The 16,363-nt window shown below is 72.8% G+C and carries 13 protein-coding genes; 7 read left to right on the forward strand and 6 right to left on the reverse strand.

Annotated features, from left to right (window positions below):
• Window positions 1-2 precede the first annotated feature (2 nt).
• The 6 genes from C2142_RS30505 to C2142_RS30530 all read left to right on the forward strand — a co-directional run bounded on the left by C2142_RS30505 (window position 3) and on the right by C2142_RS30530 (window position 6,326).
• On the forward strand, window positions 3-713 hold the full coding sequence (locus C2142_RS30505) for a hypothetical protein (protein WP_241002870.1): 711 nt from the start codon (window positions 3-5) through the stop codon (window positions 711-713).
• Entirely contained in the window at window positions 710-1,408 is a 699-nt protein-coding gene (locus C2142_RS30510; protein ID WP_148646063.1) for an undecaprenyl diphosphate synthase family protein, read from the forward strand. Before C2142_RS30505 ends, C2142_RS30510 begins: the two co-directional genes overlap by 4 nt.
• 8 nt (window positions 1,409-1,416) lie before the next feature.
• The gene (locus C2142_RS30515) at window positions 1,417-2,124 is read left to right on the forward strand and encodes a hypothetical protein (RefSeq protein ID WP_241002871.1); all 708 of its coding nucleotides are present in this window, start codon (window positions 1,417-1,419) and stop codon (window positions 2,122-2,124) included.
• The gene (locus C2142_RS30520; protein ID WP_148646064.1) at window positions 2,111-2,716 is read left to right on the forward strand and encodes a hypothetical protein; all 606 of its coding nucleotides are present in this window, start codon (window positions 2,111-2,113) and stop codon (window positions 2,714-2,716) included. The genes C2142_RS30515 and C2142_RS30520 overlap by 14 nt, the downstream gene beginning before the upstream one ends.
• 307 nt (window positions 2,717-3,023) lie before the next feature.
• Window positions 3,024-4,946, forward strand: coding sequence for a 1-deoxy-D-xylulose-5-phosphate synthase (dxs, locus tag C2142_RS30525; RefSeq protein ID WP_148646065.1), 1,923 nt, complete (start codon window positions 3,024-3,026; stop codon window positions 4,944-4,946).
• A 729-nt stretch (window positions 4,947-5,675) separates the two neighbouring features.
• A complete protein-coding gene (locus tag C2142_RS30530; protein WP_241002872.1) occupies window positions 5,676-6,326 on the forward strand; it encodes a DUF3152 domain-containing protein in 651 nt (216 codons plus the stop codon).
• A gap of 151 nt (window positions 6,327-6,477) precedes the next feature.
• On the opposite strand, the gene C2142_RS30535 is transcribed toward C2142_RS30530, so the two are convergent.
• The 6 genes from C2142_RS30535 to C2142_RS30560 form a co-directional block, all read right to left on the reverse strand.
• Entirely contained in the window at window positions 6,478-7,803 is a 1,326-nt protein-coding gene (locus C2142_RS30535) for a deoxyribodipyrimidine photo-lyase (RefSeq protein WP_148646066.1), read from the reverse strand.
• A gap of 603 nt (window positions 7,804-8,406) precedes the next feature.
• Window positions 8,407-9,318 (reverse strand): LysR family transcriptional regulator, encoded by a 912-nt coding sequence (locus C2142_RS30540; RefSeq protein WP_148646067.1) that lies wholly within the window; start codon window positions 9,316-9,318, stop codon window positions 8,407-8,409.
• Window positions 9,319-10,301: 983 nt separating this feature from the next.
• Window positions 10,302-11,495 carry a glycine C-acetyltransferase gene (locus C2142_RS30545; RefSeq protein WP_148646068.1) on the reverse strand — a complete coding sequence of 398 codons (1,194 nt, stop codon included), beginning with the start codon at window positions 11,493-11,495 and terminating at the stop codon, window positions 10,302-10,304.
• Between the two features lie 26 nt (window positions 11,496-11,521).
• Complete coding sequence (tdh, locus tag C2142_RS30550) at window positions 11,522-12,550, reverse strand: L-threonine 3-dehydrogenase (protein WP_148646069.1); 1,029 nt, start codon at window positions 12,548-12,550, stop codon at window positions 11,522-11,524.
• 439 nt (window positions 12,551-12,989) lie between these two features.
• A complete protein-coding gene (locus C2142_RS30555; protein WP_148646070.1) occupies window positions 12,990-13,646 on the reverse strand; it encodes a hypothetical protein in 657 nt (218 codons plus the stop codon).
• Window positions 13,643-14,572 (reverse strand): ABC transporter ATP-binding protein, encoded by a 930-nt coding sequence (locus tag C2142_RS30560; RefSeq protein ID WP_162002596.1) that lies wholly within the window; start codon window positions 14,570-14,572, stop codon window positions 13,643-13,645. The genes C2142_RS30555 and C2142_RS30560 overlap by 4 nt, the downstream gene beginning before the upstream one ends.
• 352 nt (window positions 14,573-14,924) lie before the next feature.
• On the opposite strand from C2142_RS30560, the gene C2142_RS30565 reads away from it, so the two are divergent.
• Window positions 14,925-16,310: a serine hydrolase domain-containing protein gene (locus C2142_RS30565; RefSeq protein ID WP_148646072.1), complete on the forward strand. Its 1,386-nt coding sequence runs from the start codon at window positions 14,925-14,927 to the stop codon at window positions 16,308-16,310.
• Window positions 16,311-16,363: the final 53 nt, after the last annotated feature.

Here is a 16,363-nt window from a genome sequence, read left to right on the forward strand (position 1 = left end):
CAGTGACAGACCAACTCGCGATCGGTCTCGGACCGCATTGGATAGACCACCTGCCGGCGCTCGACTGGACAAACCTGCGCGCCGGGCACCGCCAGGCCCGCTCCGTGCTGACCCGACTGGCCGGGGACCGGGAGCTGCTGACTCGCCTGGTCCACGAGATCGAGCACGACGAACAGCGGATGACCGCCAGCGAGATCCACCCGCTGATCAACCGGCTGATCCTCTACCAGGACGACGCCCGCGGCTTCCAGATCCGGCTGCACATGTCGCCGGGCTCGCGTGAACTCGTCCCGCACGACCACAAGTACACGTTCACCGCCTATGTACTGCAGGGCGCGTACGTGCACGTCTGGCGGCGCCGGGCCGACCGCGGGGAAGGGGAGTTCACCGGGGACGACATCCGACCCGGAATCGTCTCGATCGAACGCCCCGGGACCTGCTACACCTTCGGGCACCCGCTGATCCATCAGACCATCATGGTGCCGGGCACGGTGACGCTGTTCATGCGCGGGCCACGGGTCAAGCAGCGTTCGCACGCGGCCCTGGACATGCTGCCGCAGGCGGACAACTGGCCGCCGCCGTCCGAGCTCGGCAAGCCCAAGCACGCCAACGGTCAACGGCCGGTCACCCTCGACGAGTACCGCGCGATGCGCGCCCAGCTCGTCGACAGCGGGCTGATCGACGTCATATCCGCCTCAGGGTCGACCGGATGACGCCACGCCATGTCGGGGTGATCCTGGACGACGGCGCGAACAGGGCCGGAACCGACGGCCCACCCGAGGCCGAGGCGTACCGGCGCAGCTGCCTCAAGCAGCTTGAGATCGTCGAGTGGTGCCGGGCGGAGGGAGTGTCCGAGGTCACCCTCTACATTCCGCCGCCAACGTCCCCGCTCGCCGACGAGGAGCTGGAAGCCGTCTGGGGCGAGGTGCTCGACCAACTGCGGCAGGACCGGGCCGGCATCGCACCGGTGACGCTTCACCACCTTGGCGATCCGGCCCTGCTGCCGGCCGCCCTGGCGGCCAGGCTGCCCGGCCGCACCGGGCCGGACTCCCGGAACGGCCACGGGTTCACCGTGAACCTGGTGCTGGGCTACGAGGGCCGCAACGAGATCCGCGACGCGGTGAGCTCGATCCTCGTAGCCGCGCAGGACGAGAGCAGGAGCCTGGCGGAGGCCATCTCCGGCCTGGACGCCGAGCAGTTGGGCGCCCACCTGCTCACCGGAACCCTGCCGCCGATCGATCTGGTGATCCGGACCGCCGGCCGGCGGCACCTGGCCGGGTTCCTGCCCTGGCAGGCCGCCTACGCGGAGTTCCACTTCACGACGGCTTCCGCGTCCGAGTTCGCCCGGGGCGACCTGACCGTGGCGCTGGCGGACTACTCACGCAGGAATCGCAGGTTCGGCAAGTGATGGGAGTGATGATGGAGACGCACGACGCGGAGTCGTTCGATCTGGCTGCTGCGTGCTCGGAGATCGACTGGGACGATCCACGTCGGTCAAGCCGGCAGACCCGGAAGCTGTTGGGCCGGCTGGCCGCCGACCGCGAGCTGCTGACGGATCTCCTGGTGGGCATCGAGTCCGATCCGCTGCGGCTCGGCCGTTCGGAGCGCCACCCGCTGATGCACCGGCTCTCGCTGTACGAGGACCCGGAGCGCCGCTGCCAGCTGCGCCTGCACTTCTTCACCGGCCGCGACCGGGACCTGGTGCCGCACGACCACAAGTACCCGTTCAGCGTCCACGTGCTGTCCGGCGGCTACCTGCACGTCTGGAACCGGCGGACCGACGAGGCGCAGATCGGCGACTTCACCTCGGAGGACGTCACCCCCGGCATCGTGACACTGGAGCGTCCTGGCACGAGCTACAGCTTCCAGAACTCGCTCGTGCACCAGACCATCGTGCTGCCGGGCACGGTCTCGCTCTTCCTCCGCGGTCCCAAGCGGCAGGACCGCTGGCATGCCGCCAAGGACATGCTCCACCTTCTCAACGGCTACGAGGCACCCAGCGAGGGCAAGAAGACCCACCTGGGCGCGGAGCCGATCACCACCGATGAGTTCCTCGTCATCCGGGACGACCTGGCGCGACGCGGGATCATTACCGACAGGAGGCCCTCAGGTGTCGCTGCCTGACTTCTTCATCCAGCCCGTCGTGCAGTTGCTGGCACAGACCGCGTCGCCCTACGACGTGCCGGCGGATCCCGAGATCTTCAACGAGAACTGGCTGGAGCCCACCCTGACCCGGACGCTCGCGCTACTGCGCGAGGCCGACCCGGAGAAGCTCGCCGCAACATCGGTCACCGGCAGCGGGCTCACCTACCTCTCGCTCGCATCGGACGTGGAGAAGGACTACTCGGTCCACCTCCGTATCGCCGGCGAAGGCAAGCCGGTGCCGCGCGACCCGGCCGAGAAGGCCGTGGTGCTGACCCTGGGCGGCACGATGGAGCTGGAGGCCTACCGGCACGGCGGGGACGTCGAATCGGACACGCCCTGGTACGTCCGGCAGTTCACCCCGGAGAACATCTACGCCTGCCACCCGGGGACGCTCCACTCGGTGGAGCAGTCCGAGGACGCGGTCCAGCTCGTCATCTCCAGGGGCGAGGCACCCGCGATCGGCCGCCCGCTCGACGCCGACGAATACCGCCTCGCCGCCGAGCGCACCCGGCAGCTGCTCGACCGGGTTCTCGAGAGCCGGCGCACCGAGACTGCGCAGATCGCCTCCTGACCGGGGCTCCTGGAAGGACCCGGCGGTGATGGGGCGGGGCCGCGGCCCCGCCCCATCACCGCCGTCCGGCTGTCGTCCGGGCCGTCCGCGGCCACTCCGACGCCACCGCGTTGGCCCTTCGCCGCGGAGCAGTCCTCGTTCAGTTCCGCTCCGGTCGAGTTCCGGGTCGAGTACCGCCCCGGTCGGTGTCACGGGCAGGACTGGCCGGGTCCCCGGCACGCACGAGACATGACATGCCGTCATGCCGGGCACGACCCGTGGATCCGCATACGCAACATTCGGAATCATCTGAAACGAGGAGGAACGGGTGGCCCTGCTGACCCGCATTCGGGGACCGCGCGATCTCGACAAGCTCACGCCCGGACAGCTGGCCACCCTGGCCGAGGAGATCCGGACCTTCCTGGTGACGGAGGTCTCCAAGACGGGCGGCCACCTCGGCCCGAACCTCGGCGTCGTGGAGCTGACCGTCGCGCTGCACCGGGCGTTCGACTCGCCGCGCGACCGCATCCTCTTCGACACCGGCCACCAGAGCTACGTGCACAAGCTGCTCACCGGCCGCCAGGACTTCTCCCGGCTCAAGATGAAGGGCGGCCTCTCCGGCTACCCGTCCCGGGCCGAGTCCGAGCACGACGTGATCGAGAACTCGCACGCCTCCACCGTGCTCTCCTACGCGGACGGCCTGGCCAAGGCCAACCGGATCCAGGGCAGGAACGACCCGGTCGTGGCCGTGATCGGCGACGGCGCGCTCACCGGCGGCATGGCCTGGGAGGCGCTCAACAACATCGCCGACGCCAAGGACCTGCCGGTCGTCATCGTCGTCAACGACAACGAGCGCTCCTACTCGCCGACCATCGGCGGCCTGGCCAACCACCTCGCGACGCTGCGCACCACCCAGGGCTACGAGCGCTTCCTGTCCTGGGGCAAGGACGCGCTGCAGCGCACCCCGGTGGTCGGCCAGCAGCTGTTCGAGACCCTGCACGGCGCCAAGAAGGGCCTCAAGGACTTCATCGCCCCGCAGGGCATGTTCGAGGACCTCGGCCTCAAGTACATCGGCCCGATCGACGGCCACGACCTCACCGCGCTGGAGTCGGCGTTCACCAAGGCGCGCGGCTTCGGCGGGCCGGTGATCGTGCACTGCCTGACCGAGAAGGGCCGCGGCTACCACGCCGCCGAGAACAACGAGGAGGACCGCTTCCACGCGGTCGGCGTGATCCACCCGGACACCGGCCTGCCGGTCAAGAGCTCGGGCAAGGACTGGACGTCCGTCTTCGGCGAGGAGATGGTCGCGCTCGGCCACGAACGCGAGGACATCGTCGCCATCACCGCCGCGATGCTCCACCCCGTCGGCCTGGCCCCGTTCGCGAAGGCCTTCCCCGACCGCATCTTCGACGTCGGCATCGCCGAGCAGCACGCCGTCACCAGCGCGGCCGGCCTGGCCACCAACGGGCTGCACCCGGTCTTCGCGGTCTACGCGACCTTCCTGAACCGCGCCTTCGACCAGGTCCTGATGGACGTCGCCCTCCACCGGCTCGGGGTCACGTTCGTCCTGGACCGGGCCGGTGTCACCGGCACCGACGGCGCCTCGCACAACGGCATGTGGGACATGTCGATCCTCCAGGTCGTCCCCGGCCTGCGACTGGCCGCCCCGCGCGACGCCGACCAGGTGCGCGCCCAGCTGCGCGAGGCCGTCGAGGTCAAGGACGCCCCCACGGTGGTCCGCTACTCCAAGGGCACGGTCGGCCCCGCCGTCGCCGCGGTGGGCCGGATCGGCGGCATGGACGTGCTGCGGGAGGCCCCCGGGGCCGCGGAGCGGGCCGACGGCCGCCGCGCCGACGTGCTGATCGTCTCGGTCGGTGCGATGGCCCCCACCAGCCTGGAGGTGGCCGACCTGCTGGCCGCCCAGGGCATCACCGCCACCGTGGTGGACCCGCGCTGGGTCAAGCCGGTGGACGAGGCCCTGCCGGGCCTGGCCGCCGGGCACCGGGCGGTCGTCACGATCGAGGACAACGGCCGGGTCGGCGGCGTCGGCGCCGCGGTCGCGCAGGCGCTGCGCGACGCCGAGGTGGACGTCCCGCTGCGCGACTTCGGCATCCCGCAGGAGTTCCTGGACCACGCCTCGCGGGGCGAGATCCTCGCCGAGATCGGCCTCAACGCCCCGGACATCGCCCGCCAGGTGACCGCGCTGGTCGCCCGGCTCGCCAAGCTGGACGTGGCCACCGTCGAGGCCTGAGACCCCGTCGGCTGTTCCCGGGCCGGGACTGTGGAGCTCCTGGCCCGGGCGGAGCGGTGAGGACGGGCGGGGACGCCTTCCGGGTGGCACCGCCCGAGCCGGTCACCGCGACCGGGGGCGGTTCGTCGTCGGGGTCTGCGCCGCGGATGGGTGAGGTACGGCCTTCGAGGCGGACAAGTCCCAGGGCCTGCTTCATCTTCCGGTAGTCGTGCTCGATGCGTCGGCGGAGCTTGGCGAGGCGGACCAGGGGACTCCACGGGCTGGAGGTGACGAAGTGTGCCAGGGCCTGCCGGTTGCCGTCCTCGCCCGGCCGGGGCCGTCATCGGCTCCACCGACTCGCGCCGGCGGAAGGACGACGGGGAGCGGGCCCGAGGACGGCAGAGGGCCAGTGGAAGGCCGGCGGAAGGTCGATGGAAGGCTGGTGGAAGGCTGGTGGAGAGACCGTGGGAGGCCGGTAGGAGGCTGAACCAGTCGTCCGCTCCCGTCCGTCATCTCCTGGAGAACCGTTCACTCGTCCGGTCCCCCGTACAGGAGTCATCCCGCCACCATGTCCACCCAGGCCCCAGCTCTTCGCCGCCCGGAAGCCACCGTCCACCGAAGGCCCCCGGTGCCGCTGCCCGCCGCCCACCGGAGAACCCGCCGGCCGGAGGCCCGGCCTGCTGTGGGGAGTGGCCGGTGAGGGGCTTCGGCGGATCCCGGCGGAGGGTCTGGACAGGCGCGCTCGCCGGGGTGGTAACCGCCGCCCTGGTCGCCGGCCTGCTCTGGTGGCACCCGTGGACCCCGGCCGCGACCGGCCGGCAGAAGCCGATGGAGTTCACCACGGCCGGCGGTGGCTCCCCCCGCTTCGGCACCGGCGAGAAGCTCTACCGCTACAAGGTGCGCGCCGAGAACGGGATCAAGGAGACCCCCGACCAGTTCGCCGCCGAGGTCGACGCGGTCCTCGGCAACGTCCGGCTCGGCTGGGCCGCGGACGGCACCCGGTCCTTCCAGCGCATGCCCGCCGACCCGGTGGACTTCACCGTCTACCTGGCCACCCCGGAGACCACCGACCGGATATGCGGCCAGTACGGGCTGGACACGGGCGGCTGGGTGAACTGCGGCGTGGGCCACCAGGTGGTCATCAACCTCAAGCGCTGGAACGAGCTCACGGAGTTCTACAGCGGCCGGCCCGAGCTCTATCACGCGCTCGCCGTCAACCACGAGGTCGGCCACGTCCTCGGCCTCGGGCACGTCGACTGCCCCGGTCCGGGCCTGCCGGCGCCCGTGATGATGCAGCAGATCAAGGGGCTGCACGGCTGCGTACCGAACGGCTGGCCGTACTCCGAGACCGGCACCCTCCTCACCGGTCCCGCCGTCGAGGCCGCCACCCCCGCCCCGTAGCCGCGCAAGCGGGCCGGCCGCCGTACACGTGGGCGGCGGCCGGCCCCGCCCGGCCCGGAAGCCAGGGTCGGCCCGGGCGGGGCCGGGTGGGCCCGGGCGGGGCCAGGCCGGGTGGGCTGGGCCCGGGCCGGGCCGGGCGGGGCGGGTGGGGTCAGTCCAGGCCGCGCGCGTGCCGCAGGCGGTCGGCGAGCATGTCCGGCGCGATGATCGGGTCCGGGTAGTCGGGGCGGTCGGCGAGCAGCCAGGGCCGGTGCACGGCCCGGCCCTGCACGTGGCCGAGCTCCGGCACCCAGCGTCGCACGTACGCGCCGTCCGGGTCGTAACGGTCCGCCTGGAGCAGCGGGTTGAGGACCCGGTTCGGGCGGGTGTCCGTCCCGGTGCCGGCCACCCACTGCCAGTTGAGCTGGTTGTTCGCCACGTCACCGTCCACCAGCAGGCTCAGGAAGTGCCGCGCGCCGATCCGCCAGTCCAGGTGGAGCGACTTGGCGAGGAAACAGGCCGTCAGGAGCCTCGCCCGGTTGTGCATCCAGCCCTCGTGCGCGAGCTGTCGCATGCCGGCGTCGACGATCGGGTAGCCGGTGCGCCCCTGCCGCCAGGCCTCGGCCTCACGCTCGTCGTGCTGCCAGTGGTCGTGCCGGGTGCGGTAGTCCCGGTGCGCCGCGTCGGGCCGGGCGGCGAGCACCTGGTGGTGGAAGTCCCGCCAGGCGAGCTGTCGGACGAAGGCCTCCGCGCCCTCACCGCCGCGCTCCAGCGCGCGCACCGCCAGCTCGGTGGCCGACAGGCACCCGAAGTGCAGGTAGGGCGAGAGCCGGGAGGTGCCGTCGTCCGCGAGCGCGTCGTGCACGTCCGCGTAGGCGTCGACGTCCCACTTCCGCCAACGTGCCCGGCCGGCCGTCTCCCCGCCGGGCGGCAGCGCGGGCGACACCGCACGGGCGGTGGGCAGGTCCTCGCCGCGCACGGCCGGCGGGGTGTCCAGCGACCGGGGGGCGGGCATCACGGCCCGGCGGGGCACACGCTGCCAGGCCCGGTGGTACGGGGTGAAGACGGCGTAGTGGTCCTTCCCGGCCGGGGTCACCCGGCCTGCCGGGACCACGGTCAGCACGGCGTCGTGGACGTGCAGCCGGTCGCCGAGCCGCGCCCGCAGGCCGGCCTCGCGCCGCTGGGCGAACGCGCTGACCCCGGCGCCGACGTGCACGCTCACCGCGCCGGTCTCCTCGGCCAGTCGGGCAGTCTGCTCGGCGGCGTCGCCGTGCCGTACGACCAGCCGGGAGCCGATCCGGCGCAGCGAGGCATCCAGGTCGGCAAGGCAGTCGGCAAGGAAGGCCTGACGGTTGGGGGTGCTGAAGCCCGCGGCCTCGACGGCGGGGTCGAGCACGAACACCGGTACGACCTGGTCGGCGGCGGCACGGGCGGCGTGCAGGACGGGGTTGTCGTACAGGCGGAGGTCCTGGGTGAACAGGGCGACGGAGACGGTCATCGGCGGTGCCTCGGGCTGGTCGAGTGGGCTGATCGGTCGAGTGGGCTGATCCGTCGAGTGGGCTGGTCGGTCGGGTGGGCGTGGCTTCGGCGCCTCGGTGGCTACCTTGGGTATCCGCCGGTGCGGGCCGCGTGCCGGCATGGTGGCAGCGGTCCACCGCTGCGGCGAGCCAGTAGACATGTCATCAGGAGTGGGCCGGGCAGGTACACCCGACAGCTCGGCGTGTCGGCGGCGGGTCGCAGTAGGCGGCACGGCAGGCGGCGCGTCTCACGCGCGCGGTCGCATGGTCACTCCGCTGTCAGCGCTTGGGGGTGGACGCGAGGGTGGGTGTGGGCACGCGGGCGGGCGTGAGCATGGGACCCCCATGGGAGCCCCTTGGCGGCTCGGGGCCGGCTGAGCGGCCTGTCATGCGGTCTGCAATGCGGTCTGCAGCTTCCGTTCGGAGCCTTGCGCTCTGCGGATTGGACCAGAGGGCAGCGGATCGCCGTCCGTCGGCCGTCGGCCGTCGGCCGCTTGGTCTCGCTGGTCGGACAGGCGCGCCGCGCTCGACGCGGCAGGGACGGGAGGGAGTGACGGGGCAGGAGGCTCGACCGGGGGCCGCTCTCAGGCGGTGGCCGCGGCGGCCTCGGCGAGGGCGTCCAGGACCGGGCGGATCAGCGGGTGGCCGTCCGCGCCGGCCCGGACCGCTGCAAAGACCCGGCGGGTGGCGAGTGCGCTGTCCACCCGCCGGACCGCGACCCGGGCGAGGTCCACGCCCAGCAGCGCGGAGCGCGGCACCAACGCGACCCCGGCGCCGGCCGAGGCGAGCGCGACGACGGCGCGGAAGTCGTCCGAGGAGTGCACCAGGCGCGGCTGGAACCCGGCGTACTCGCAGGCCAGCAGCACCACGTCGTGGCAGGGGTTGCCGGGGTAGGGGCCGATCCACGGCTCGTCGGCGAGGTCGGCCACGGCGATCGGCCCCTCGGCGGCGGCCAGCGGGTGGGCGAGCGGAAGCACCGCCTCGAACGGTTCGGCGTACAGCGGCACCCGGGTGAGTCTGGCATCGTCGGCGCGCGGGGCGCCCCGGTACTCGACGGCCACCGCTAGGTCGGCGCGCCCGTCCAGGACCATCGGGAGGCTGGCGTCCCCTTCCGCGTCCAGCACCTTGAGGTGGACGCCGGGCGCGCGGGCGGCGAGGGCGCCGATGGCGGGTGCGAGGACGAGGGAGATGCCGGTCGCGAACGAGGCGACGGTGACCTCACCGGAGACGCCCGCGGAGTAGGCGGCGAGGTCCGCCTCGGCGCGCTCCAGCTGGGCGAGGACGGCGTCGGCGTGGCCGAGCAGGATCTCGCCGGCCGCGGTGAGCCGGACGCCCCGGCCCTCGCGGGCGAGCAGGTGGTGGCCGGTCTCCTGTTCCAGCGCGGCCAGCTGCTGGGAGACGGCTGAGGGGGTGAGGTAGAGGGCGGCCGCCGCAGCGGTCACGGTGCGGTGGTCCGCCACGGCCCGCAGGGTCCGAAGCCGTCGTGCGTCGATCACACGCCAATTCTGCCAGCGCCTCGGGGCGCTCCGGAGCGGGGTGGCGGGGGCGGCGGAGCGAAGGCGGCGGAGTAGGAAGTCGGGACCGGCCGACTTCCTACTCCGTGAGCCCTGCGGCCTCAGCGCTCACGGCTCATCGGCGGCGGTCGCCACGCTCCCCTCGCTCCCGCACGACCTCGCGCGTGCGGGGAGAGAGAAGGGCGGGCGACGAGGCACCGGCGCGAGCCGGCCGTGTACTTTGCAAAGCTGTACAGCTATTTGCAAAGTGCGGGGCGAGGCGAGAGCGGGGGCGAATCTGGGCGCCGGGCGACGTCCCGCAGCCGGGGAAGCGATTCGCCAAACACTCCTCACACTTTGCAAAGTCACCTGTTTGCAAAGTGCTGGGACGGGAGGGAGGGCACGGACAGCCCGAGCGGCACGGATGGGACGCATGGCATGAACGGCCAGAGAACGTGCACGCCAAGATCGTCAAGAGTGCCAGGAGCGCCATCCCCCAGGCCTGCCAGAAACCGTGCGAACGCTCGACGTGCAGCAACGGCCACAATCGCGGCGAGGCAGGAGATACGGGAAAGGCAGGAGGTACGGGGAAGGGCGTGACGCGCAAGACCTACCGCGAAGGGTCCGCGGTCGGGAGTGGGAAGTCGGGCGGGCCGACTTCCCACTCCCGGGCGGGAGGGTGGGGCAGATGGTCTTCGATGGCACGGCGGCCGGGCGCTGCTCTTCCGGCCGTCGGCCGGCCGGGCCGCCCAGGGGCCTTCGGGGCGGGATTGGTGCCGTGCGGCGGGGGCGGGCCGGGCCGGCCCCCGCCGCTCGGCGGCTTGGGAGCCCGTGGCGCGTCCGGTCCGAGCGGACGCGCCACGGGCGGTCGGGCGAGGAGCCGGGCGAGGCGTCCCCGGGCGCGGGCCGCTCCTCTGGCGCCGGGCTGCACCCCGGTGCCCGGGGCGGCGCCACGGGGTCACTCCCCCGCGGGCCGCGCCGGAGGGTTACTCCCCCAGGGCCGCGCGGGCGTCGACGAAGGCGGCGATGGCGCGCTCGACGTCCTCGGTGGAGTGCGCCGCTGAGAGCTGCACCCGGATCCGGGCCTGGCCGTGGGGGACGACCGGGAACGAGAACCCGATCACGTACACCCCGCGCTCCAGCAGCAGCTCGGCGAGTCGGCCGGCCTTGGCGGCGTCGCCGATCATCACCGGGGCGATCGGGTGGTCGCCGGGCAGGATCTCGAAGCCGGCCTCGGTCATCTTCGACCGGAACAGCGCCGTGTTGGCGGCCAGCCGCTCGCGCAGCTCGGTCGACTGCTCGACCAGGTCGAGCACCTTCAGCGAGGCCGCCGCGATCACCGGGGCGAGCGAGTTGGAGAACAGGTACGGCCGCGAGCGCTGGCGCAGCAGGGCGACGATCTCGCGGCGGGCCGCGACGTAGCCGCCGGAGGCGCCGCCGAGGGCCTTGCCGAGGGTGCCGGTGATGATGTCGACGCGGTCCATCACGCCGTGCAGTTCGGGGGTGCCGCGTCCGTTCGGGCCGACGAAGCCGACGGCATGCGAGTCGTCGACCATCACCATGGCGTCGTACCGGTCGGCGAGGTCGCAGATCTCGCGCAGCGGGGCGACGTAGCCGTCCATGGAGAAGACGCCGTCGGTGACGATGAGGCGGCGGCGGGCGTCCTGGGTGTCCTGGAGCTGCTTCTCCAGGTCGGCCAGGTCGCGGTTGGCGTAGCGGTGGCGGCGGGCCTTGCAGAGGCGGATGCCGTCGATGATGCTCGCGTGGTTGAGCGCGTCCGAGATGACCGCGTCACGCTCGTCGAGCAGGGTCTCGAAGACGCCGCCGTTGGCGTCGAAGCAGGAGGAGTAGAGGATCGTGTCCTCCTGGCCGAGGAACGCGGAGAGGCGGTCCTCAAGCTCCTTGTGGACGTCCTGGGTGCCGCAGATGAAGCGGACCGAGGCCATGCCGTAGCCCCAGCGGTCGAGGGCGTCCTTGGCGGCGGTGAGCACCTCGGGGTGGTCGGCCAGGCCGAGGTAGTTGTTGGCGCAGAAGTTGAGCACCTCGCCGGGGCGTCCGCCGCCGGTGACGGTGACGGCGGCGCTCTGTGGGGTGCCGATCACCCGCTCGGGCTTGAAGAGGCCGGCCTCGCGGATCTCGTCGAGGGTGGCGGCGAGGTCGTCGCGCACGTTGTCGAACACAGCAGACTCCTAGTCGGCGGGGAGGCTCAGGCGGTCCAGTCGAGAATGATCTTGCCGCAGCGGCCGCTGGCCGCGTCGTCGAATGCGGCCTCGAAGTCGGAGGCGGCGTAGCGGCCGGTGATGACGGGGCTGAGGTCGAGGCCGCCCTCCAGCAGGACGGACATCGCGTACCAGGTCTCGAACATCTCGCGGCCGTAGATGCCCTTGATGGTGATCATCGAGGTGACCACGGAGGCCCAGTCGACGGGGAACTGCTCGGCGGGCAGCCCGAGCATGGCGATCTTCCCGCCGTGCGTCATGTTGGCGATCATCGACTGGAGCGCCTCGGGGCGGCCGGACATCTCCAGGCCGACGTCGAAGCCCTCGCGCAGGCCGAGTTTCTGCTGGCCCTCCTCGATGGTGTGCTCGGCGACGTTCAGGGCGAGCGTGACGCCGACCTCGCGGGCCAGGTCGAGCCGGTACGGGGAGACGTCGGTGATCATCACATTGCGGGCACCGGCGTGCTTGGCGACGGCGGCGGCCATGATGCCGATCGGGCCGGCACCGGTGATCAGCACGTCCTCGCCGACGAGTGGGAAGGAGAGTGCGGTGTGCACGGCGTTGCCGAAGGGGTCGAAGATCGCGGCGACGTCGAGGTCGACGGGGACGCGGTGCACCCAGACGTTGGAGGCGGGCAGCGCGACGTACTCGGCGAAGGCGCCGTCGCGGCCGACGCCGAGGCCGATGGTGTTGCGGCAGAGGTGGCGGCGGCCGGCCAGGCAGTTGCGGCACTTGCCGCAGACCAGGTGGCCCTCGCCGCTGACCAGGTCGCCGACCGAGATGTCCGCGACGGCCGCGCCGATCTCGGCGACCTCGCCGACGAACTCGTGACCGAGGACGAGCGGGGTGCGGATGGTCTGCTGCGCCCAGCCGTCCCAGTTGCGGATGTGCAGGTCGGTGCCGCAGATGCCGGTGCGCAGCACCTTGATCAGCACCTCGCCGGGGCCGATGGCAGGCTTCGGGACGTCCATCAGCCAGAGTCCGGGCTCGGCCTTCTGCTTGACGAGTGCCTTCACTGCGGCGGCTCCTGACGCGCGAGGGGGGCGGCCTGGTGTGGGCAGGCCGACGGGGCCCGGCGGGGTGGCGGCTGCCGCCTCCTTCTCACCGGGCACGGAGCAATCTGCCTGGTGGGAGGGGGTGCGGTCCATCGAGGAATTCTTAAGGGCCGCCACAGCTGGGCTAAACGATCGTGCCCGAGCAGCGGCTGGCGGCCTTCGCGGCGTGCCGGTGGCCACCCGTTCGGCGCAGCACGCGGGAGTGTGCGGACCGGCCGGGCGGCTGCGGGGCCGTCTGCGGGGGTGGTGGCAGCCCGGCGACGAGCCTGTCCGGCGCGTCCAGGACACAGGAGGCGGGAGGAGGAAGGCGGCGGGAGGCAGGAGGCGGAGCGCGGACGGCAGGGCGCAGGGAACAGGACGCAGGGAACAGGGCTGGACGGCGGGCGGGCCGTCGGCTCGCTCAGCTCCTCCGGCTGCTGACCACCTCGGTGAGCGCCGCCCCGGCTGCCAGGAGGCCGGCGGCAACGACGAGCAGACCGCCGGTGGACACCAGCAGGTCGGCCGGGCGGGGAGTCGTCACGAGCCGGGAGAGCAGCGTGTTCACCGGGGACAGGCCCTTGGCCACCAACAGCGCCAGCAGCAGCACCAGGGCGAGCAGCAGGGCGTAACCCTGCCGCCGGAAGACCAGGCGGGAACAGACCAGGCCGACCGCGATTCCGGTGAACGCGCAGGTCAGCTGCGCCTCGGTGCCGAGCAGCAGGTCGGCGGGGGTCAGCGGATGGGTGCCGGTCAGGAAGGGGATGCCGAGGCCGAGGGTGGTCAGCAGCAGGCACCAGAGGACGGCGGTGCAGACGGTGCCCAGCAGGACGCGGCGGGAGCCGCCTGCGTTGACGACGACGACGGCGCGGTGGGCGTGGTCCTCCAGTCCGGCCTGGGCGATGGTGAGCCAGGTGGAGCAGAGCAGCATGGCGCCGGCCGCCGCGCCGTAGGTGGCGGTGAGCGGGCCGTTGTCGCTGCTGGTGAGCACGGTCACCAGGCCGACGAAGAGCAGCACCGGCGCGAGGTAGCGCTGGGAGAGCAGCATGGTGGTGAACTGGTAGCGGACCAGGGGGATCATCGGGCCACCTTCCTCGACGCACCGCGTTCGCCCCGGGCGGGACTGTCGGCCCGGGTGGGACTGTCGGCCCGGGTGGCGCCGTCGGCCGGGGTCAGGCGGTCGACGGACCAGTGGTGCTGGAGTGCGGCGAGCAGGACGGCGTCCGAGTGCCTGCGGTCGACCCGGAGCACCAGGGAACCGTCGCGGCGGGCGGTGTCCAGCACACCAGGGAGGGTGTGCCAGTCGGGTCCGGGCGGGGTGGCGCCGGCGCAGGGGGCCGTCAGGACGATCTCGGTGGCGGCGGCCTCGGCGACAGCGGCCGCGGTGCCCCGGCCGTCGGTGCCCCCGACGTCGGCGCGGCGGGTGACCCGCCCCTCGCCGATCGCGTAGGTACCGGTGGCGTGGGCCCCGGCGACCGCCTCGCGGTGGTCGGTGAAGACGACGGCCCCGCCGTCGCCGGCCACCTCGTCGATCAGTGCGCCCAGCACTCCGTGGGCGGAGGCGTCCAGGCCGGACCAGGGTTCGTCCAGGACGAGCAGTCCGGGCCGGACGAGCAGGGCCTGCGCGAGCGCGACCTTCTGGGCGTTGCCCTTGGAGAGGGTGCGCAGCGGGGCTTCCGGTCCGCCGACCAGGGCGAGCCGGTCGATGAGCAGGCCGGCCCGGTCGCGGGCGCGGGCGGTGGACAGGCCGCGGATCCGGCCCATGTGGGTCAGGTAGGAGAGTGTGGTGATGCGGTCGTTGGCGGTGAAGCGGTCGGGGACGTAGCCGGTCTCGCCGGGGCGGCCGGTGACGCGGCCGGTGGTGGGCCGGGAGAGTCCGGCGAGGATCCGCAGCAGGGTGGACTTGCCGGAGCCGTTGCCACCGACGACGGCGAGGACGTCACCGGCGGCGACGTGCAGGTCCACGTCCCGGAGGATCCACCGCCCCGCGCCGTAGCGCTTGCCCATTGCTTCGCACCGCAACAAGTCGGCTCCCGTTGACGTCAGTTCGCCTCCGCACCCTACTGCGCTGCGGGCGGTCCACGGCGCCAGGGTGCGGGAAGAAGGGCCGGCGCCGGGGTGCGGGAAGGTACGCCGGGGTGCAGGGGTCGCCGGGGTGCACGGGTCGCCGGGGTGCACGGGTCGGCGGGGTGCGGGAAGGAGCCGCGCCGGGCTGCGTCCGTTCGGGCCAGCGGGGCGGCGGCCCGGCGCGCGGGCCGGTTGTGGCGCACATACGGTGGCGAACGCTCCCCCCCGGCCTCGGGGAGCGGTGCTCCGGGGCCGTCCGCCGCAGAGAGGCGCCTCAACCATGAGCCCGACCATGAGCCCGACCGTGACGAAGACCCGACGACGGACGTTACCCGCGCTGCGCCGCCGCTCCCCCGCGCGGGCGACCACGACGACGCTGGCCCTGGCGGGTCTGCTGGCCGCAGCCGGTTGCTCGGGCGGGGCGGCGTCGGACCCGTCGGCGTCCGGGGCGGTGACCGCTGTTCCGGCCGCGCTCAGCCCCTCGGCGAGCGGTCCGTCCCCGGCCGGCGGTTCGCCGGGCGGATCCGGTTCGCCGGGCGGATCGGGGCCGGCCACCGCGTCGGGGCCGGCGGGCGCGTCGGGCGGCTCCGTGGCGCCGCTGACCCCGGACGTCACCGCCCGGTTGGACGCCGCGATGCAGCGGGTGCTGAACCAGGCCTCCGTCCCCGGGGTGATGGTCGGTCTGACCACTCCCGACGGCAGCTATCTCAAGGCCTTCGGCGTCTCGGACAAGATCGCCGGCACACCGATGGTGACCGGGCTGAACATGCGGATCGGCAGCGAGACCAAGACCTTCACGGTGACCGGGCTGCTGCGGCTGGTCGACCAGGGAAAGGCGGGCCTGGACGACCCGGTCGCCAAGTACCTCGCGGGCGTGCCCGGCGGTGACGTGATCACCCTGCGCGAGCTCGCCGACATGCGCAGCGGCCTGTTCTCGTACACCGCGGACCAGGGGTTCGTTCAGGCCTTCCTCAACGACCCGAACCGGCCCTTCACGCCGCAGGAGCTGCTGGGGTACGCGTTCGCGCACCCCGCGAACTTCGCTCCGAACACCCAGTTCGAGTACTCCAACACCAACACCGTGCTGCTCGGCCTGGTGATCGAGAAGATCAGCGGGCAGCCACTCGGAGGCTTCCTGAAGCAGCAGGTGTTCGACCCGGCAGGTCTGGGGCGGACCGTCTTCCCGGCCGACGCGTCGTTCCCGCAGCCGCACGCCCGCGGCTACACCAACCAGACGCCCGACGGCGCGGTCGCGGACGCCACCGACTGGAACCCGTCCTGGGCCTGGGCGGCGGGCGCCGCCATCTCGGACCTGGCCGACCTGCAGAAGTGGGCGAAGGTGCTGGCCACCGGCACGCTGCTCAACCCGCTGACCCAGGCCGAACGGCTGAAGACCCCGCCCACCGGGGTGCCCGGACTCGACTACGGGCTGGGGCTGTTCGTCAACCACGGCTGGGTCGGGCACAACGGTTCGCTGCCGGGTTACCAGAGCGTGGCGGTCTACCTGCCATCGGCACAGGCGACGCTGGTGGTGCTGCTGAACACCGACATCCCGTCGCAGGGTTCGGAGCCGTCGACGCTCTTCGCGCAGGCCGCCACCGAGATCGTCTCGCCGGGAAACGTCTACAGCTTCCCGGCCGCCCCGGGGAGCAGCTCGCCCTCGCCCGCAGTGGTCTGAGGGCCGGTCCGCGCGGCGGGCCGAGGGCCCGACTCCGAGCCCCGCCGCATGCG

This window comes from Streptomyces sp. CB01881 (assembly GCF_002953255.1).
In the GTDB taxonomy this organism is placed as follows: Bacteria; Actinomycetota; Actinomycetes; order Streptomycetales; family Streptomycetaceae; genus Kitasatospora.